Below are 17308 nucleotides of genomic sequence, written 5' to 3'. Positions count from 1 at the left end.
CGACCATCTGATCGCGGGCTTCATTTCTTTGGGCTGATTGGCGACGCCTTAGTGCGACACGTTGCGCCAGATGCGGCGGTAGCTGGCGTAGGTGATGCCGGCGAACAGCAGCAGATAGATGAACACGGCCATGCCGGTGCGCTTGCGCTCTACTGCCCGCGGGTCGGAGGCCCAGGCGATGAAGGCGGCCACGTCGCGCGACATCTGATCGACCGTCGCCTCGGTGCCGTCGTCATAGGTCACCTGACCGGCCCGCAGAGGCGCCGGCATGGCGATGAAGCCGCCGTAGGGCACATGGTCCGGGTCGCCTTCCCAGAAGGGGGTCATGTCGCCGGCCATATAGGGATTGTAGTACTGGCCCGAGGCGATGCGCAGGCCCTCGGGAGCCTCTTCATAGCCCGACAGCAGCGAGTAGATGTAGTTGGCGCCGTCGTGACGGGCCTTGGCCATCACCGACAGGTCGGGCGGGAAGGCGCCGCCGTTGGCCGCAGCGGCGGCCGTGGCGTTCGGATAGGGGTTCGGGAAGCCGTCGGCGGGCGTGCCCGGGCGCAGAATCGCCTCGCCGGTCTCGGAATCGATGTCGGCGATCTCGAACTCGGCGGCCAGGGCGCGCACGAAACGGTTGTTGTTGGGATTGCTCTCGTGCGGATCCCAGAACGGCCCGCCCTCTTCACCCAGATTGCGGAAAGACAGCAGGTCCATGCCGTGACAGGCGGCGCAGACCTCGCGGTAGACCTTGTAGCCCCGCTGCAGCTGACCCTGGTCGAAGGTGCCGAACGGACCCTCGAAGCTGAAATTACCCGAGCGCGGGTGCTTGGCCTCACCGGCCGCCAGCACGGGCGAAGCGGCGGTCATGCCCAGGGCGGCGACGACGGCGGCGACAGCGGCCTTCACGGCCATGCGGGGGGCTTTGGCGACAGGACGCGTCATCGCGCTCAACCCTTCTTCTCGGTGTGGGCCTCGACGGGCGAGGACAGGACGGGTTCGGAAATGGATTCCGGGATGGGCAGCGGCTTCTCCCTCAGACCCACCAGCGGCATGATCACCAGGAAGAAGGCAAAGTAGAACAGGGTCGACAGTCGGCCCAGCCACAGGAAGCTGTTCAGATCGCCATCCACCAGGGTGAAGGTCGAGAACCCCGGGATCACGTGGGCGTCCGGCAGCTCGGCGCCGCACCAGCCCAGGATGAACATGTTCACGATGAACAGCACGAAGAAGATCTTCATGACCGGGCGATAGCGCATCGAGCGGACTCGCGACGTGTCCAGCCAGGGCAGAACGAACAGCACCGCGATGGCGCCGAACATGGCCACAACGCCACCGAACTTGTCGGGAATGGCGCGCAGCACCGCGTAGAACGGCAGCAGGTACCATTCCGGCACGATGTGCGCGGGCGTCACCAGCGGGTTGGCCGGGATGTAGTTGTCGGCGTGGCCCAGGGCGTTCGGGTTGAAGAACACGAAGTACGAGAACAGCAGCAGGAACAGGATGACCGCGAAACCGTCCTTGACCGTGTAGTACGGGTGGAAAGGCAGGGTGTCCTTGGCCTGACGGTCCTTGGGGATCAGGACCCCGACCGGATTGTTCTGGCCGGCGTGGTGCAGGGCCCACAGGTGCAGCACCACGCAACCGGCGATGACGAACGGCAGCAGATAGTGCAGCGAGAAGAAGCGGTTCAGGGTCGCGTTGTCGATGGCCGGACCGCCTTGCAGCCAGGTCAGGATCGGACCGCCGACGATCGGGATGGAGCCGATCAGATTGGTGATCACCACCGCGCCGTGGAAGGACATCTGGCCCCAGGGCAGCACATAGCCCAGGAACGCCGTGCCGATCAGCAGGAAGAAGATCAGGCAGCCGACGATCCAGATCATCTCGCGCGGCGCCTTGTACGAGCCGTAGTACAGCCCCCGAGCCATGTGGATGTAGGCGGCGATGAAGAACATCGAGGCGCCGTTGGCGTGGACATAGCGGACCAGCCAGCCCCCGTTCACGTCGCGCATGATGCGTTCAACCGACTGGAACGCCATTTCGGTGTTGGGCACATAGTGCATGGCCAGCACGATGCCGGTGACGATCTGTATGCCCAGGCACAGCATCAGAATGCCGCCGAAGGTCCACCAGTAATTCAGGTTCCTGGGGGTCGGCAGGCTCATGTAATCCGCGCCGAAACGGATGATCGGCAGGCGGCTGTCCATCCACCGCTCGAAAGCGGTCTTGGGGACGTAGGTGGATTCGTGGTCGCTCATGATCTCTCTTACGTCCGCGCTCAGCCGATCCGGATCCGGGTGTCGCTCAGATACTCATACTCCGGCACCACCAGGTTGGTGGGCGCCGGGCCTTTGCGGATACGGCCCGAGGTATCGTAGTGCGAGCCGTGGCAGGGGCAGAACCAGCCGCCGAAGTCGCCGGTGCCGAAGGTCGGCACGCAACCCAGGTGCGTACAGGAGCCCACGAGCACAAGATACTGCTCATGCCCCTCGATCACGCGGTCCGTGTCGGCCTGCGGGTCCTTCAGGGCGTTCATGGGGGTTTCGCGGGCGGCCTCGACCTCGGCCGGGGTGCGGTAACGCACGAACACCGGCTTGCCCTGCCACTTGACCACCACCTGCTGGCCTTCCTGAACCTTGGTCAGGTCGAACTCGATGGACGCCAGGGCCAGGGTGTCGGCCGCCGGGTTCATCTGGTTGATCAGCGGCCAGACCGCAGCCACGCCGGCGCCGGCCGCAGCGGCCCCCGCGGCGATGTGAATGAAATCACGACGAGTGGCGTCTTGCCCTTCGCCTTCAGGATGCACGACCGATTCGGCCAATGTCTCACCTCTGCAGAACCCAGCGCCGATCCGGAACAGAACGACGCAGTGGTGCGTAAACCCTGCGGGACCGTTCAGTCCATGCCTCGGCCCCGGTTTGCGGCGGTTCGCCGCAAGTCGCTGACGCTTCATGAGAAACGTTCGCAATTAAGGCCGCGACAAGGCCCCGCCCCGCGCGTATGAGGGCCTTAGAATGCGTCTCGCCCTTTTTCAACCTGACATTCCCCAGAACGTGGGGGCCTGCATCCGATTGTCGGCCTGTTTCGGGGTTCCGCTGGACGTGATCCGGCCAACCGGCTTCGCTCTGGACGACCGGTCCATGAAGCGCGCGGCCCTGGATTACGGTCCCCTGTCCCACATGACCGTGCATGACGACTGGGACGCCTATGGCGACGCCGGCCAGCCGGGGCGACTGATTCTGTTCACGACGAAGGCGGCCCAGGTCATGAGCGACTTCGCTTTTCGTCCGGACGACCGCCTGCTGTTCGGGCGCGAGACCGCCGGGGCGCCCGATTTCGTGCATGAAGCGGCCGATGCACGGCTGTTCATTCCGATTCGCCCCGAAGCCCGTTCCCTGAACCTGGCGACCTCGGCGGCGATCGCTCTGTTCGAGGCGCTGAGGCAGACGAGCGGATTGCCGGTCTAAAGGCCGAAGCGCTGTTCGAAGCGGCCGAGGGCGGCGGCGGGGAGTTTGACCACCAGGTGGACGCGGCCCTCGGCGTCGGTGTCTCGGAAGGTGACGCGGCCGTGTTCGTACAGCCAGGCCAGGGCCTCGCCCTGTTCGGGGGCCAGGGTCAGGCGGGTTTCCGGCTCGTCGTCGATCTGGGCGGCGATGGCCTCGCGAAGGGACTCGATCCCCTCCCCCGTCCAGGCGGACACGGCGACGGCCTTGCCTTCATGAAGCTGGCGGGCGGCCTGCCCCAGCACGGCCTCGCGGTCCTCATCGGACAAAAGATCGATCTTGTTCCAGACCTCCAGCACCCGGCGGGAGCGGCCCTCGGGCACGGGGATCTGCTCCAGCACCTGCTCCACGTCCCGGCGCTGGGCCTCGGTGTCGGTGCTGGCGATGTCGCGCACGTGCAGGATCAGGTCTGCCTCGCCCACCTCCTCCAGCGTGGCCCGGAAGGCGGCCACCAGCTCGTGGGGCAGGTCCGAGATGAAGCCCACCGTGTCGGCGATGATGGCCGGACGGCCCTGGGGCAGGCGGATGGTGCGCTGGGTGGTGTCCAGAGTGGCGAACAGCAGGTCCTTTGCCAGGACCTCGGAACCCGTCAGCCTGTTGAACAGCGTCGACTTGCCCGCATTGGTGTAGCCCACCAGCGCCACGGACGGGAACGGGACGCGCTTTCTGGCCTTGCGGTGCAGGGCGCGGGTGCGGCGCACCTCCTCCAGTTCGGCCTTCAGCTTGTCCATGCGGTCCGCGATCATGCGCCGGTCCAGCTCGATCTGGGTTTCGCCGGGGCCGCCGGTGGAGCCTGTGCCGCCGCGCTGACGCTCCAGGTGGGTCCAGGTGCGCACCAGCCGCGAGCGCTCGTAGTCCAGACGCGCCAACTCCACCTGCAGCCGCCCCTCGGCGGTGCGGGCCCGGCGGCCGAAGATTTCGAGGATCAGGCCCGAGCGGTCGATGACCTTGACCTCCCACGCCTTCTCCAGATTGCGCTGCTGCACCGGGGTCAGGGCGTCGTCGATGACCACCACATTGGCCTCGGCGGCGCGGATCAGGGCGGCGATCTCGTCCACCTTGCCCATGCCGAACAGGGTGGCGGGCACGACCCGGCGCACGCGGGCCACCTCCGCGGCACGCACGTCAAGGTCCAGGGCGGCCGACAGACCCACGGCCTCTTCCAGCCGCTGCTCGGCAAGGCGCGCCGAGGCGCCGCGACCGTCAGGGTGAATGACGATCGCGCGCTGAACCTCGGGGGCGTGGTCGATGAATTTGGAGGTCAATCAGTCCTCATCCGCCTCGGGCTCGTACAACTGCACGGGCGCCGACGGCATGATGGTCGAGATGGCGTGCTTGTAGACCAGCTGGGACTGGCCGTCGCGACGCAGAAGCACACAGAAGTTGTCGAACCAGGTGACGATGCCCTGCAGCTTCACGCCGTTCACCAGAAAGATCGTCAGCGGGGTCTTGGTCTTGCGAACGCTGTTCAGGAAGGCGTCCTGTAGGTTCTGTCTCTTGTCTTGCGACATGGCAGGTTTGTCCTGTCTTCGTTGTTGATCACCGCGGCCGGGGAGGCGGCCGGAGACGACGGATGCGCCGTCCACCGAACCCTAGCCCGCGTGCAGGCGCGACGGCAACGATCTAGATCGCCTCGTCGCGGGTCTTGTCCAGATAGAGATCGCGTAGGCGTTTCGCCAGTGGCCCGGGCTTTCCATCGCCGATCTTCGCCCCGTCGATGCCCACCACCGGCAGCACGAAGGCGGAGGCGGAGGTGACGAAGGCCTCGCGCGCCTGTTTGGCGTCCTCAACGCTGAAGGGCCGCTCGTCGATGGTCAGGCCCTCGTCCTTGACGATCTCCATCAGGGTCTGGCGTGTGATCCCGCGAAGGATGTTGGCCTGGATGTCGCGGGTCCTGAGCGCGCCGTCCTTGTCCACAATCCAGGCGTTGTTGGACGTGCCCTCGGTGACCAGCCCCATCTCGTCCACCAGCCAGGCGTCGCCGGCGCCGGCGTCCAGCGCCGCCTGTTTGGCCAGCACGTTGGGCAGCAGGCCCACCGTCTTGATGTCGCAGCGGCCCCAGCGGTTGTCCGGCTGGGTCAGGACCGTGATGCCTTTGGCGGCCTTGGCGTCAAGCGCATCGAAGTTCATGGACTTGGCGGTGACCACGACGCTGGGCGGCGTGCCCGGCGGCGGGAACGGATGATCGCGGCGCGCCGTGCCGCGGGTGACCTGCAGATAGACGATGCCGTCCCGCACCCGGTTGCGGCGCACGGTCTCGCGCAGCACGCGGGTCAGGGCCTCGCGGCTCATCGGGGGATCGATGCGGAGTTCGCCGAGGCTACGGAACAGGCGGGTCATGTGGCCATCGAAATCGGCCAGGCGACCGTCCGCCACGGACCAGACCTCATAGACGCCGTCGGCGAACTGGAAGCCCCGGTCCTCCACATGGACCACCGCCTGGCCGTGGGGCCGATAGACGCCGTTGACGTAAGCGACCCTGGACATCAGTCCCCGTTCCCTTCCTCGTCCTCGCCGCCGCCGCGAACGGGCGCCACGCCCAGCGATTTCAGCTTTCTGTGCAGCGCCGATCTTTCCATGCCGATGAAGGCGGCGGTGCGCGAGATATTTCCGCCGAACCGCATGATCTGCGCGGTCAGATACTCCCGCTCGAACACCTCCCTAGCCTCACGCAGCGGCAGGGCGATGACCCGCTCGGCGCCCAGGGATGAAGCCCCTCCGGTGCTGGACACCTCCTGCGGCAGCATATCGGCGGTGATGGGCTCGGACGCGTCGCCGGTGGCCAGGATCAGCAGGCGCTCTACGTTGTTGCGCAACTGGCGCACGTTTCCGGGCCAGTCGTGGACCTGCAGCACCGCCAGGGCGTCGTCGCTGAGGATGCGGCGCGGCAGCCCCTGGGACTCGCACAGGGTGTCAATGAAGTAGTTGACCAATTCGCCGATGTCGTCCCGGCGCTCGGACAGGGGCGGCACCCGGATCGGCACCACATTCAGGCGGTGGAACAGGTCCTCACGGAAACGACCTTCGGCAATCTCGTGGCGCAGGTCGCGCGAGGTGGAGGTGATGACGCGCACATCCACCTGAACGTCAGTGTCCCCACCCACGCGGCGGAAACGCTGCTCGACCAGAACACGCAGGATGCGGCTCTGGCTCTCGCGGGGCATGTCGCCCACTTCGTCCAGATACAGGGTGCCGTTGTGGGCGCGCTCGAACACGCCGATCTTGGAGGGCCGACCACCCTCGCCTTCCTCGCCGAACAATTCCACGTCCAGCCGCTCGGGCGTCATGCCCGCAGCCGAGATGGCGACGAACTCGGAGCGGGCGCGGGGACTGCCATCGTGAATCTGGCGGGCCACCAGTTCCTTGCCCGATCCGGGCGGTCCAGCCACCAGGACGCGGCTGTTGGCCGGCGCCACCTTCGAGATGGTCGAGCGCAATTGCTGCGCCGCATTTGACGATCCGATCAAACCGGTCGGCACGAAGGCCTTGGCCCGCAGGCGCCGGTTCTCGCGCTTGAGGGTCGAGGCCTCCAGCGCCCGTTCCACCACAAGGATCAGGCGATCGGACTTGAACGGCTTCTCGAGGAAATCATAGGCGCCGCGCTTCAGCGCGCTGACGGCGGTCTCGATGTTTCCGTGGCCGGAGATCATGACCACCGGCAGGTCGCCGTCCAGCTGCATGACCAGGTCCAGCAGCTCCAGCCCGTCCATGCCGCCGCCCTGCATCCAGATGTCCAGCACCAGCAGGGACGGCTTGCGCGCCCGGATGGCAGCCAACGCCTCCTCGGAGTTGGACGCGGTGCGCACCGCGTGGCCCTCGTCCTCAAGAAGGCCGGAAACCAGATCGCGGATATCCGCCTCGTCATCGACGACCAGGACGTCGGCGCCGCCAGGGGTGACTCGCATATCGCCTCGCTATCGCTCCGGCGCCGGCTGCCCGGCGCCTGATGAATTGGAAATCTGAAGGGGAATGATCATGCAGAAGCGCGCGCCCTTGAGCCGCTGGGCGTCGGCCAGCTTCAAGTCGCCGCCGTGGTCCTCGCAGATGCGCTTGACGATGGCCAGACCCAGACCCGTCCCCTTTTCGCGGGTGGTGACATAGGGTTCGATCAGCCGGTCACGATCCTTTTCCGGTAGCCCCACGCCGTCGTCCTCAATGATGAAGGTGGCCTTGCCGTCCTCGATCTCGAGCGCCGCCGAGACCCCGCCGGCTGCCTTGCGGCCCTGCGCCCTCGCGGCCAAGACCGCCTCGCCTGCGTTCTTGAGCAGGTTGGTCAGCGCCTGGGCCACCATGCGGCCGTCGCAGTGCACGATCGCGTCGGGAGTCGGCTCGATCAGATCGAAAACGATCTCGGGATCGGCGACCCGGCGAGCGAAGACGGCTTCGCGCAACAGCTCGGCGGCGTCCTCGGGCGCGAACCGGGGGGCGGGCATGCGGGCGAAAGAGGAGAATTCGTCCACCATGCGGCCGATGTCGCCCACCTGCCGGATGATGGTTTCGGTGCATCGGTCGAAGGTGTCCACGTCATCGGCCACCTGGGACCGGTATTTGCGCCGAAGACGCTCGGCCGAGAGCTGAATGGGCGTCAGCGGGTTCTTGATCTCGTGGGCGATACGGCGGGCCACGTCCTTCCAGGCGGCGTTACGCTGGGCCGTGACCAGTCGGGTGATGTCATCGAAGGTCAGAACCATTTCGCCGCCAAGCCCGCCTTCGACGCGCACGCGCAGACGCAGGGTTTCGCTTTCACGCGTGACGTCGATCTCCTCATCCACGCGAGCCTCGCCCCGCGCGACCAGATCACCCAGTTCCGGCGCCACCTTCGCCAGCGCCTTGCCCAGCACCTTGGGCTCATCAATGGCCAGCAGTTGAAGGGCGCTGTCGTTGATGGCCGAGATGCGGCCCTTCCTGTCCAGACCGATGACCCCGGCGCTGACGCCGGACAGGACGGTTTCAATGAACAGGCTGCGAGCCTGCGCCTCCTCGCTGGCGGCCTTGAGGGCCGATTGCTGGGCCTGCAAATCTCCGGTCATGCGGTTAAAGGCGCGGCCAAGGACCGCGATTTCCTCCGGGTCGCCCGTGGAGTCCACCCTCGCGGACAGATCGCCCTCCGCGACCCTGTCCGCAGCCTGAACCAGGCGCGCCACCGGCCGCGAGATGGCGTTTGCAGCGGCCAGCCCGAGCCAAACCGCGCCCACGAGCACCAGCAGCGCCGTTTCCACATAGCTGAGCGCAAAGGCCGCCTGGATGCGGGCTCGGCTCTCTTCCGCCTCGCGATACGCTTCGATGGACTCGATTGAGGTGTTCATCTTGCCGATGAGGCCCGGCACCAGCGGGCGCACCATGTAAAGATAAGCGTCGCCATAGTCGGGCAACGGATAGAGGATGCGTATGGCGTCGGGATTCTGGGTGGCCTCCACCGCCGCCTCCTCGCCGGCGGCGGCTGTGCGCAGGGCCGAAGACGGCGGGCCCAGATAGGGCGGCGCGCCGGGCGTCTCGCCCCTGGCGAGCACCTCGCCCTCACCGTTCAGGATATAGATTGCCGGATAGCCGAAGAAACCCGCGATCTGGGTCAGGGCGCCGGAGAACTGGATGCGGTTGGGGAACACCTCTCGCACCTCGCCGCCCAGCTCATTCGAAATCGTGGCCAGGTCACGCTCCATGTCGGTCTGCACGTCCAGCACATAGGCCCGGCCGATATCGGCGCCGTTTCTGACCGCCGACTGAACATTGTCGCTGAACCACTGGTCCACGCCGCGGTTGACCAGAACCCCGAAGGCGATGGCGATGAGGATGGCCGGCACCACCGACACCAGGGAGAACAGGGTGACGAACCTCAGGTGCAGGCGCGCGCCCGCGTCGCTCACCCGCTCACGCAGAAGGTCCAGCACACGCAGACCCACCACCAGCGCGAGAAAGACGATCAGCACCAGATTGGCCAGAAGGATGAGCAGCACGGCCCGGCTGGCCGCCGCCTGCGCCCCGCCCTGGCCGCTGTCCACGCCTGGCGCGGCCGCCACCAGCCACACGCCCGCGCCGGTCACCACGGCAGCGACCGCATAGGCGATCCAGAAAAGCGAGCGTCCGCGGTTCTGCCCGGCGCGAGCCCACAGCTCGCGCAGGCGACCGCCGAGGGTGTCGGCCGGCTCTTCTCCGATGCGGCTATGTTCGGGCGCGCGGTCGGTCATGGCCCGAGGTTAGGCCGCGCTGTGGCGAGAACTCAACACAAATGTTGCGGAATTACGCCACTCTCTGGAGTCCTGGCGGCGCCCAAAGGTCCGAGAGCGCCGCCTCCACCGCCTCGGGGCTTTCCAGACGACACAGGCGCGCCTTGGCCTGGCGCCGCTCCAGCGGACAAGCCGGCCAGGGCGCCTGTTCGATGTACCAGCCCAGATGCTTGCGGAACATCTTCAGGCCCAGCCCCTCGCCGTAAAAAGCCAGGGTCTGGCGGAAATGGTCGAGCACGATGGCCAGACGGGCCTCCGCATCCGGCTCGGCCGCCGCCGGGTCGCCGTTCAGGGCCGCGTCCAGATGGGCCGCCAGCCAGGGGCGCCCATAGATGCCCCGCCCCAGCATGATTGCGTCGGCGCCGGACGCCGCCAGCGCCGCGCGGGCGTCGGCGGGGGTCAGGATGTCGCCATTGACGATGACCGGAATGGAGACCGCCGCCTTCACCTCGCCCACGGCGTCCCAATCGGCCTCTCCCGTATAAAATTGCTTGCGGGTGCGGCCGTGGACGGTGACGGCCTGCACCCCGAGCGCCTCGGCCCGGCGGGCCAGCTCGGGCGCGTTGCGGCTGGCGTCGTCCCAACCGAGACGCATCTTCACCGTCACGGGCCGCGACGTGGCCTTCACCACCGCCTGGATGATGGCGCAGGCCAGATCCAGATCGCGCATCAGGGCCGAGCCTGAGGCCACGCCCGTGACCTCCTTGGCCGGACAGCCGTAGTTCAGGTCGATGATGTCGGCGCCCGCGCGCTCGGCCATGGCGGCGCCCTCGGCCATCCTGCCCGGGTCGCGGCCCACCAGCTGGATCACCGTCAGGGGCAGGCCCTCCCCCACCGCGGCGCGGCGCACTACGTCGGGGCGGGCGCGGGCCAGCTCGGCGGCGGCGACCATCTCGGTGGCCACATAAGGCGCGCCCAGCGCCGAGGCCACGCGCCGGAACGGCAGGTCCGTGATGCCGGTCATGGGCGCGGTCAGCACCCGGCCGGGCACAGTGACGTCGCCGATCTGAAGCTTGCCCTTCATGTCGGTGATCTAGAGGCTCAGGCTCGCGCGGTCCATCAGGGCGCGGAAATCGGCCGGAAGCGGCGCCTCGACCGTGAGGGTTTCACCCTCCGGATGCGGGAAGGTCAGCCGGGCGGCATGCAGCATCAGGCGCGGGGCCGCCCCGCCGGAGAAGGTCAGGGGCCCGCCATAGCGTGCGTCGCCCACCAGCGGCCGCCCGATGTGCGCCATGTGCACCCGCAGTTGGTGCATGCGCCCGGTCATGGGCTCCAGCTCGATCAGGGCGCCCTGATCGTTGGCGGAGAGGGTGCGGTAGCGGGTGCGCGAGGGTTGGGCGCCGGGCGTCCCCTCCTCAACCACGCGCATGTGGCTTTCGCGGCCCACTTCCTGCCGCAGCAGGTGGGCGTCGATCTCGCCGCCGCGCGAGTCCGGCGCGGACTCGATCAGGGCCAGATAGGTCTTGCGGAACCGCTTGGCCTGCAGCGCCTTGCCCAGAAAGGCCGTGGCCGGCTTGGTCTTGCCCGCCAGAATGACGCCGGAGGTGTCCCGGTCCAGCCGGTGCACGAGATCGGGCCGCTTGCCGTTGGACCGGGCGAAGGCCCAAAGCAGGTCGTCGAGGGTATGCGCCTTGATGCGTCCGCCCTGGCTGGACAGGCCGGAAGGCTTGTCAAAGGCGATCACGTGCGCGTCCTCGTGGATGACCCACGAACGAACGGCGGCGATGTCCTGATCGGACAGGGTGACGGGCGGCTGGAAACTCAAATCACTCTGACCTGCGGCTCGGCATGACCCTTCTCCCGATGGGAGACGGGGGAACCCGCGCACGAGGACGCGAAGTGTCTTCGTGTTTGCGCGGGGGATGAGGGTCGGCTGTCTACACGGGATGCACCGGACCCTCACCCTGCGCGCGAAGGACGGATGCTGGCGCATCCGTGCGCGCAGCCCTCTCCCACCGGGAGAGGGACGGACCTACCGCAGAACGCCCTTCTTGCCCATGGTCCAGGCGTACCAGGCCAGGAAGGCGGCGATCACGACGATGACGAACGGCATCCAGCTCATCATCGCCATCTCGGGCGGCAACGGCGGCGGGTTGATGAATTTGCCGTAGATCAGGCTGACGACCGCGCCCAGCAGCGACAGGGCGAAGGCCGGAACAGCCAGCCTGTTGCGCAGCAGCAGCAGGATCGAACCGATCACCGCGCCCCAGACGCCCAGGATCCAGGGCCCCCACATCCACGTCGGCATGGCCAGATAGTAGTCGATCATGGCCTGCGAGAAGCCCATCTCGCGCATGTAGGCTTCGCCCCGCGTGGTGGTCATCACGAAGTCGAAAGCCCCGAAGCCGTTCCAGAGCAGCGAGACGATCCCCACCACCCACAGATGCCACGGGGTCTTACGAACGGGCGAGGCGCCCAGCGTTCCATCGGTCATCATTCCCTCCCACAAGAACTTCCGATGGGCGGACGCTACGCCGATTTCAGCAAACGGCAACGGTTATCAGTCGTCACTCTCGGGACGACCGCGCGCATGCTCGATCTCGCGGCGCAGAAAATGGTTCAGGGCCGTGCGCAGGGCAGCGATGGCCGCCAGTTGCCCAATCTCCGTCCAGGTCGGCGCCACGGCGGTCTTGAGGATGTCGGCGGCCAGCAGGAACTCCAGCCCCAGCACCAGCCAGCGGCCCAGCCGCAACCGGATCTCCTCCTTCTTGTGCAAGGCCGGATAGGTGCGCCCCTGCGGGTGCAGTTCGGCGTTGAAGGCGGCCACCACGCGGACCACAGCCTCCACCACGGCGGCGGCGATGATGACCACGGCCAGCAGTTCGACGCCGGTTGCCAGCCACAGGACGACGCTCTTGAGGCTTTCAGGCTCCATCCGGGCCTAACGTGTCCGGAGGAACGGGGTTCAGTGTTCCCAGCAGTAGCTCGCGCCGCTCAGGCCTTGAGCCGCCACGGCGGATCCACCCGGTTCTCGCCCGCGAAGTAAAGACACAGTCGGTTCCCGTCCGGATCGCGCAATCGGGCCTCGCGCCATAACCAGCGCTGATCGGCGGGATCACTATCGAACACCACGCTATCGGCTTTCAATCTCGCAGCTCGACTTTCCAGATCCTCACACTCGAAATAGATGAGCGTGCCGCCCGGCTTGATGGCGTCAGCCAGGTGCACCGAAAATGTCGCGCCGCCCGGACAGAGGAGGCGTGCGTAGTGATCCGTCGATACGATCAGCTCCAGGCCCAGGCGCTGATAGAAGGCCGCGGCGCGCGCGATGTCGGCGACCTCGACGGTGACCTGATTGAGATTCATTGGGCCTCACCTTCCCCTTTCACGCCGCCGCGCATCTGCGCCCACCGCTCCAGCCGCTCCCTGACCTTCGCCTCGTGGCCCTCGCCTTTCGGCTTGTAGAAGACGCGGCGCTCCATCTCGTCGGGGAAGTAGTTGGCGCCCGAGAACCCCTCCGGCGTGTCGGGGTCGTACTGGTAGCCCTTGCCGTAGCCGAGGTCCTTCATCAGCTTGGTGGGCGCGTTGCGGATGTGGGCGGGGGGCATGAGGCTGCCGGTTTCGCGGGCGGCTTTCGACGCGGCCTTGTAAGCCTCATAGACGCCGACCGACTTGGGCGCGGTGGCGAGATGGACCACCGCCTGGGCCAGGGCCAGTTCGCCTTCGGGGCTGCCGAGAAAATCGTAGGTGTCCTTGGCCGCATTGGCGACGAGGATCGACAGGGGGTCCGCCTCGCCGATGTCCTCCACCGCCATGCGCACGATCCGGCGGGCCAGATAGAGAGGATCCTCGCCGCCGTTCAGCATGCGCGCCAGCCAGTAGAGGGCGGCGTCCGGGTCCGACCCGCGAACGGATTTATGCAAGGCTGATATGAGGTTGTAGTGCTCTTCGCGGCTCTTGTCGTAGGCGGGGGCGCGCTTCTGCAGCGTGCCGGCGAGGGCCTGGACGTCCAACGGTTCGCCGCCGGCCAGGCCGAACAGCACCTCGGACATGGTGAGCAGGTAGCGGCCGTCCCCGTCCGCCAGCGCCAGCAGGGCATGGCGCGCTTCGGGGGTCAGGGGCAGGTCCTTCTCCTCCTGCGCCTCAGCCCGCATCAACAGTTGATCCAGCGCCTCGTCGTCCAGCCGTTTCAGCACGAACACCTGCGAGCGGGACAGCAGCGCGCCGTTCAGCTCGAAGGACGGGTTCTCGGTGGTGGCGCCCACGAGGGTGACGATCCCTTCCTCCACGAAAGGCAGGAAGCCGTCCTGCTGGGCGCGGTTGAAACGGTGGATCTCGTCCACGAACAGCAGGGTGGACTGACCGGCGGCGCGGCGCCCGCGCGCGGTCTCGAACGCCTTCTTCAGGTCCGCGACGCCGGAGAACACCGCGCTGATCTGCTGGAACTGATAGCCCGCCGCCTGGGCCAGCAGACGGGCGATGGTGGTCTTCCCCGTGCCCGGCGGGCCCCACAGGATCATGGAGCCCAGACGCCCGGCCTCAATCATGCGGCGGATCGGCCCACCCTCGCCCAGCAGATGATCCTGGCCCACCACCTCGTCCAGCGAACGCGGGCGCAGGCGATCGGCCAGGGGTGCGTCAGGGGGATGGACGCCGGAGGCTTCAAACAGATCACTCATGGATGACAGATAGGGTCTACGGCCAGAACCGTCACGTCGCGAGTTTCCTGCATTCGGCTGTTTCGCCCTGCCGGGACGCCAGCGCGGTCAGTACTGGCGAAATCCTCATCGATTTCTCGGCGGTGGAGATGGATCACCGGTCGTCTCCTGCTATCAGGCCCTGCAGCGATTCCGCTGCTCGCGGGTGAATGCAGATCTTGTCCCACGTCATCATCCACACCGACGGCGCCTGTCGCGGCAATCCCGGTCCCGGCGGCTGGGGCGCTGTGCTGCATTGGGGCGAGCGCGAGAAAGAGCTGTGGGGCGGCGAAAAGCTGACCACCAACAACCGCATGGAGCTGATGGCCGCCATTCAGGCGCTGGAGGCCCTGACGCGCCCCTGCAAGGTCGAGCTGCACACCGACAGCAAATACGTCATGCAGGGCATCGAGCAGTGGATCCACGGCTGGAAGGCCCGGGGCTGGAAGACGGCGGACAAGAAGCCGGTCAAGAACGAGGACCTGTGGAAGCGCCTCGACGCCGCCCGCGCCCGCCACGACGTGCGCTGGCGCTGGGTCAAGGGCCACGCCGGTCATGAGTGGAACGAACGCGCCGACGCCCTGGCCAACCGGGGCGTGGATGAGCTGAAAGGCTAGCGTCCGATCTGGCTAGACCGCCCGCACCTTAAGGCGCGATCCGATCACCGATTCCACCACCACGGCCTGCCCAACCATGGGCGCCTCGCCGTCGATCTCGGCGGGCCATTCGGACCCCGAGATGAACACCCGGCCGCGCCCCTCGGCGAAGGCCTGGACCACTTGGGCCCGCTGGCCCACCAGCCGGCTGTCGCGGTCGTTGATGTCCGCCGCATCGCCCGGATTGATCCGCTTGATGAACCGCCGCGCCAGAACGGTGAACACCACCGTCAGCAGGGCGAAGACGATCAGCTCCCCGGCCCCGCCCAGCGGCAGGCCCAGGGCGGTCAGCACCGCCACCACCCCGGCGGCGGCGGCGGGCCACAGCAGCCATTCGGTGGTCATGGTGACCTCCACGGCCAGCAGCGCCACGCCGATGGCCAGCCAGATCCAGAACGGCTGGGCCGAATACAGATCGATCAGCCAGTCCATGACCTACTCCGTGCTGGGGACAGACCCGCCGCGCGGACGGCGCGGAGCGGTCTGGGGCGGCGGGGGCGAGTTCGTGGTGGTCGGACGCGGCGCCGGGCGAGACGCCTGGCGATCGTCGCGGCGGTCCTGCTGCTGGTCCTTCGCCAGCCCCACCAGTTCGCCCAGACCGGCGATGGTGCCGACCAGTCCGCCCATCTCGGCGGGGACGATGACGGTCTTCTGCTGCGGGCTGCGGGCCAGCTCGGCGAAGGCCTCCACGTATTTCTGGGCCACGAAGTAGTTGATGGCGTTGACGTCGCCCGCCGCAATGGCCTGGGACACCATGGCGGTGGCGCGGGCCTCGGCCTCGGCTTCCCGCTCGCGGGCCTCGGCGTCGCGGAAGGCGGCTTCCTTGCGGCCCTCGGCCTCCAGGATCGCGGCCTGCTTGGCGCCCTCGGCGCGGGCGATGGCGGCCTGCTTCTCGCCGTCCGCCTCGGTGATGATGGCGCGCCGCTCGCGCTCGGCCTTCATCTGGCGGGCCATGGCGTTGGTGATGTCCACCGGCGGGGTCAGGTCCTTGATCTCGATGCGGTTGACCTTGACGCCCCACGGCTCGGTGGCCGCGTCGATCACGGTCAGCAGGCGCGAGTTGATGCTGTCCCGCTGGAACAGCACCTCGTCCAGCTCCATGGAGCCCACCACGGTGCGCAGGTTGGTCGAGCACAGCTGGGTGATGGCGTAGTTCAGGTCATCGACCCGGTAGGCCGCCGCCGATGCGCTCATCACCTGGATGAAGACGATGGCGTCCACCTTCACCATGGCGTTGTCCTTGGTGATGACTTCCTGCTGGGGCACGTCCAGGACCTGCTCCATCATGTTCATGCGCCGCCCGATGCCCTCGACGAAGGGCGTCAGGAAGCTGATGCCGGGGCTCAGGGTGCGGGTGTATTTCCCGAACCGCTCCACGGTGAACTCGCGCCCCTGCGGCACGATCTTGATGACGCTGAACGCCAGGGCGATGGCCATGACCACCAGCACGATCGCGAATACGGACAAACCCATGAGCAGCCTCCCTTTGTGCAGGCAGGTTAAGGCGCCGGGAACCGGGAGACCATCGAAACCGGAACGGGAAAGATTACATCCGCGTCATCTGGCGCGTTATCTGGGCTCCGCCTGCGGCCGGTGCACCAGCGACACCAGCACCACGCTGATGATCATCAGCAGATACCAGCTGCCCAGCTTGGCCAGGGACACCGGCGCCCAGCCGTCCGCCTGATCCGGATAGATCCACGCCCGCGAGAAGGTGCCCACGTTCTCCGCCACCCAGATGAACAGGGCCACCAGAAAGAACCCCAGCAGAATGGGCATCCAGCGCCGCGTCCGGTCCGGCGTGAAATAGAACCGCCCGCGCCAGAACAGCACCGCCGTCAAGGCGAACAGGCCCCAGCGAATGTCCACCGTCCAGTGGTGGGCGAAGAAGTTCACATAGATGCCCGCCGCCAGCAGCCAGGTGGTCCACAGCGGCGGATAGCCCGTGAACCGGATGTCGAAGATGCGCCAGATGCGGGCGATGTAGCTGCCCACAGCCGCATACATGAAGCCCGAGAACAGCGGCACCTCGCCGATCCGCAGCAGGCTGGGTTCGGGATAGATCCACGAGCCCGCGGCCGTCTTGAACAGCTCCATGATCGTGCCGACGATGTGGAAGACGAAGATCACCTTCGCCTCGTCCCAGCTCTCCAACTTCAGCAGCAGCATGGCCGCCTGGATCGCCACCGCGCCGATAACCAGAAAGTCGTACCGGGCCAGCGGCGCGTCATCGGGATAGAACAGATAGGTGCCCAGCAGCAGGACCAGCATCAGTCCGCCGAACAAACAGGCCCAGCCCT

The 17308-nt window shown here is 67.1% G+C and carries 19 protein-coding genes; 2 read left to right on the top strand and 17 right to left on the bottom strand.

All coding sequences use genetic code 11. The features are described from left to right. Positions 1-48: 48 nt before the first annotated feature. The 3 genes from ACI8U3_RS11195 to petA are packed head-to-tail and all read right to left on the bottom strand — an operon-like array spanning position 49 to position 2809. Positions 49-900, bottom strand: a complete 852-nt coding sequence (locus ACI8U3_RS11195; protein WP_415015033.1) for a cytochrome c1 — start codon at positions 898-900, stop codon at positions 49-51. A gap of 35 nt (positions 901-935) precedes the next feature. Continuing rightward, entirely contained in the window at positions 936-2246 is a 1311-nt protein-coding gene (locus tag ACI8U3_RS11190) for a cytochrome b (RefSeq protein ID WP_415014957.1), read from the bottom strand. 20 nt (positions 2247-2266) lie between these two features. Continuing rightward, positions 2267-2809 carry a ubiquinol-cytochrome c reductase iron-sulfur subunit gene (gene petA, locus ACI8U3_RS11185; RefSeq protein WP_415014956.1) on the bottom strand — a complete coding sequence of 181 codons (543 nt, stop codon included), beginning with the start codon at positions 2807-2809 and terminating at the stop codon, positions 2267-2269. Positions 2810-3002: 193 nt separating this feature from the next. On the opposite strand from petA, the gene ACI8U3_RS11180 reads away from it, so the two are divergent. Beyond that, complete coding sequence (locus ACI8U3_RS11180; RefSeq protein ID WP_415014955.1) at positions 3003-3455, top strand: tRNA (cytidine(34)-2'-O)-methyltransferase; 453 nt, start codon at positions 3003-3005, stop codon at positions 3453-3455. Here the strand turns inward: ACI8U3_RS11180 and hflX are convergent. From hflX to ACI8U3_RS11125, 11 genes are all read right to left on the bottom strand, one after another. Further along, positions 3452-4756 (bottom strand): GTPase HflX, encoded by a 1305-nt coding sequence (gene hflX, locus ACI8U3_RS11175; RefSeq protein WP_415014954.1) that lies wholly within the window; start codon positions 4754-4756, stop codon positions 3452-3454. The two genes, ACI8U3_RS11180 and hflX, sit on opposite strands and share 4 nt — an antisense overlap. Next, positions 4757-5002, bottom strand: coding sequence for an RNA chaperone Hfq (hfq, locus tag ACI8U3_RS11170; protein WP_409693268.1), 246 nt, complete (start codon positions 5000-5002; stop codon positions 4757-4759). Positions 5003-5114: 112 nt separating this feature from the next. Next, positions 5115-5978: a D-amino-acid transaminase gene (locus tag ACI8U3_RS11165; RefSeq protein WP_415014953.1), complete on the bottom strand. Its 864-nt coding sequence runs from the start codon at positions 5976-5978 to the stop codon at positions 5115-5117. Continuing rightward, positions 5978-7396, bottom strand: a complete 1419-nt coding sequence (locus ACI8U3_RS11160; RefSeq protein WP_415014952.1) for a sigma-54-dependent transcriptional regulator — start codon at positions 7394-7396, stop codon at positions 5978-5980. Before ACI8U3_RS11160 ends, ACI8U3_RS11165 begins: the two co-directional genes overlap by 1 nt. 9 nt (positions 7397-7405) lie before the next feature. Beyond that, positions 7406-9676: an ATP-binding protein gene (locus ACI8U3_RS11155; RefSeq protein WP_415014951.1), complete on the bottom strand. Its 2271-nt coding sequence runs from the start codon at positions 9674-9676 to the stop codon at positions 7406-7408. A gap of 52 nt (positions 9677-9728) precedes the next feature. Beyond that, a complete protein-coding gene (gene dusB, locus ACI8U3_RS11150) occupies positions 9729-10739 on the bottom strand; it encodes a tRNA dihydrouridine synthase DusB (protein ID WP_415014950.1) in 1011 nt (336 codons plus the stop codon). A gap of 9 nt (positions 10740-10748) precedes the next feature. Beyond that, positions 10749-11480: an RluA family pseudouridine synthase gene (locus tag ACI8U3_RS11145; protein WP_415014949.1), complete on the bottom strand. Its 732-nt coding sequence runs from the start codon at positions 11478-11480 to the stop codon at positions 10749-10751. A 207-nt stretch (positions 11481-11687) separates the two neighbouring features. Continuing rightward, positions 11688-12149, bottom strand: a complete 462-nt coding sequence (locus ACI8U3_RS11140; protein WP_415014948.1) for a hypothetical protein — start codon at positions 12147-12149, stop codon at positions 11688-11690. A 66-nt stretch (positions 12150-12215) separates the two neighbouring features. Continuing rightward, entirely contained in the window at positions 12216-12590 is a 375-nt protein-coding gene (locus ACI8U3_RS11135; RefSeq protein ID WP_415014947.1) for a DUF1622 domain-containing protein, read from the bottom strand. 59 nt (positions 12591-12649) lie between these two features. After that, positions 12650-13021, bottom strand: coding sequence for a VOC family protein (locus ACI8U3_RS11130; RefSeq protein ID WP_415014946.1), 372 nt, complete (start codon positions 13019-13021; stop codon positions 12650-12652). Next, complete coding sequence (locus ACI8U3_RS11125) at positions 13018-14334, bottom strand: replication-associated recombination protein A (protein ID WP_415014945.1); 1317 nt, start codon at positions 14332-14334, stop codon at positions 13018-13020. The genes ACI8U3_RS11130 and ACI8U3_RS11125 overlap by 4 nt, the downstream gene beginning before the upstream one ends. 188 nt (positions 14335-14522) lie before the next feature. On the opposite strand from ACI8U3_RS11125, the gene rnhA reads away from it, so the two are divergent. After that, positions 14523-14969 carry a ribonuclease HI gene (gene rnhA / locus ACI8U3_RS11120; protein WP_415014944.1) on the top strand — a complete coding sequence of 149 codons (447 nt, stop codon included), beginning with the start codon at positions 14523-14525 and terminating at the stop codon, positions 14967-14969. Between the two features lie 12 nt (positions 14970-14981). On the opposite strand, the gene ACI8U3_RS11115 is transcribed toward rnhA, so the two are convergent. The 3 genes from ACI8U3_RS11115 to ACI8U3_RS11105 form a co-directional block, all read right to left on the bottom strand. After that, positions 14982-15440: an NfeD family protein gene (locus tag ACI8U3_RS11115; protein ID WP_415014943.1), complete on the bottom strand. Its 459-nt coding sequence runs from the start codon at positions 15438-15440 to the stop codon at positions 14982-14984. A gap of 3 nt (positions 15441-15443) precedes the next feature. After that, positions 15444-16481 carry an SPFH domain-containing protein gene (locus ACI8U3_RS11110; protein ID WP_415014942.1) on the bottom strand — a complete coding sequence of 346 codons (1038 nt, stop codon included), beginning with the start codon at positions 16479-16481 and terminating at the stop codon, positions 15444-15446. A gap of 96 nt (positions 16482-16577) precedes the next feature. Beyond that, the coding region (locus ACI8U3_RS11105) for a DUF817 domain-containing protein (protein ID WP_415014941.1) at positions 16578-17308 on the bottom strand (731 nt) is incomplete at its 5' end.

The organism is Brevundimonas sp. (assembly GCF_047617075.1).
Classification (GTDB): domain Bacteria; phylum Pseudomonadota; class Alphaproteobacteria; order Caulobacterales; family Caulobacteraceae; genus Brevundimonas.
The sequence above is the reverse complement of the archived record's forward strand: the minus strand, read 5'-3'. Positions and strand labels throughout refer to the sequence as shown.

What these genes read in the sequence shown, in the direction of transcription:
- ACI8U3_RS11165 (WP_415014953.1), bottom strand. Translation starts at nt 5,978, where the DNA reads ATGTCCAGGGTCGCTTACGTCAACGGCGTCTATCGGCCCCACGGCCAG.
- ACI8U3_RS11160 (WP_415014952.1), bottom strand. Translation starts at nt 7,396, where the DNA reads ATGCGAGTCACCCCTGGCGGCGCCGACGTCCTGGTCGTCGATGACGAG.
- ACI8U3_RS11140 (WP_415014948.1), bottom strand. Translation starts at nt 12,149, where the DNA reads ATGACCGATGGAACGCTGGGCGCCTCGCCCGTTCGTAAGACCCCGTGG.
- ACI8U3_RS11130 (WP_415014946.1), bottom strand. Translation starts at nt 13,021, where the DNA reads ATGAATCTCAATCAGGTCACCGTCGAGGTCGCCGACATCGCGCGCGCC.
- ACI8U3_RS11110 (WP_415014942.1), bottom strand. Translation starts at nt 16,481, where the DNA reads ATGGGTTTGTCCGTATTCGCGATCGTGCTGGTGGTCATGGCCATCGCC.
- dusB (WP_415014950.1), bottom strand. Translation starts at nt 10,739, where the DNA reads ATGAAGGGCAAGCTTCAGATCGGCGACGTCACTGTGCCCGGCCGGGTG.
- ACI8U3_RS11195 (WP_415015033.1), bottom strand. Translation starts at nt 900, where the DNA reads ATGGCCGTGAAGGCCGCTGTCGCCGCCGTCGTCGCCGCCCTGGGCATG.
- hfq (WP_409693268.1), bottom strand. Translation starts at nt 5,002, where the DNA reads ATGTCGCAAGACAAGAGACAGAACCTACAGGACGCCTTCCTGAACAGC.
- ACI8U3_RS11155 (WP_415014951.1), bottom strand. Translation starts at nt 9,676, where the DNA reads ATGACCGACCGCGCGCCCGAACATAGCCGCATCGGAGAAGAGCCGGCC.
- ACI8U3_RS11180 (WP_415014955.1), top strand. Translation starts at nt 3,003, where the DNA reads ATGCGTCTCGCCCTTTTTCAACCTGACATTCCCCAGAACGTGGGGGCC.
- ACI8U3_RS11125 (WP_415014945.1), bottom strand. Translation starts at nt 14,334, where the DNA reads ATGAGTGATCTGTTTGAAGCCTCCGGCGTCCATCCCCCTGACGCACCC.
- ACI8U3_RS11190 (WP_415014957.1), bottom strand. Translation starts at nt 2,246, where the DNA reads ATGAGCGACCACGAATCCACCTACGTCCCCAAGACCGCTTTCGAGCGG.
- ACI8U3_RS11115 (WP_415014943.1), bottom strand. Translation starts at nt 15,440, where the DNA reads ATGGACTGGCTGATCGATCTGTATTCGGCCCAGCCGTTCTGGATCTGG.
- ACI8U3_RS11135 (WP_415014947.1), bottom strand. Translation starts at nt 12,590, where the DNA reads ATGGAGCCTGAAAGCCTCAAGAGCGTCGTCCTGTGGCTGGCAACCGGC.
- rnhA (WP_415014944.1), top strand. Translation starts at nt 14,523, where the DNA reads ATGCAGATCTTGTCCCACGTCATCATCCACACCGACGGCGCCTGTCGC.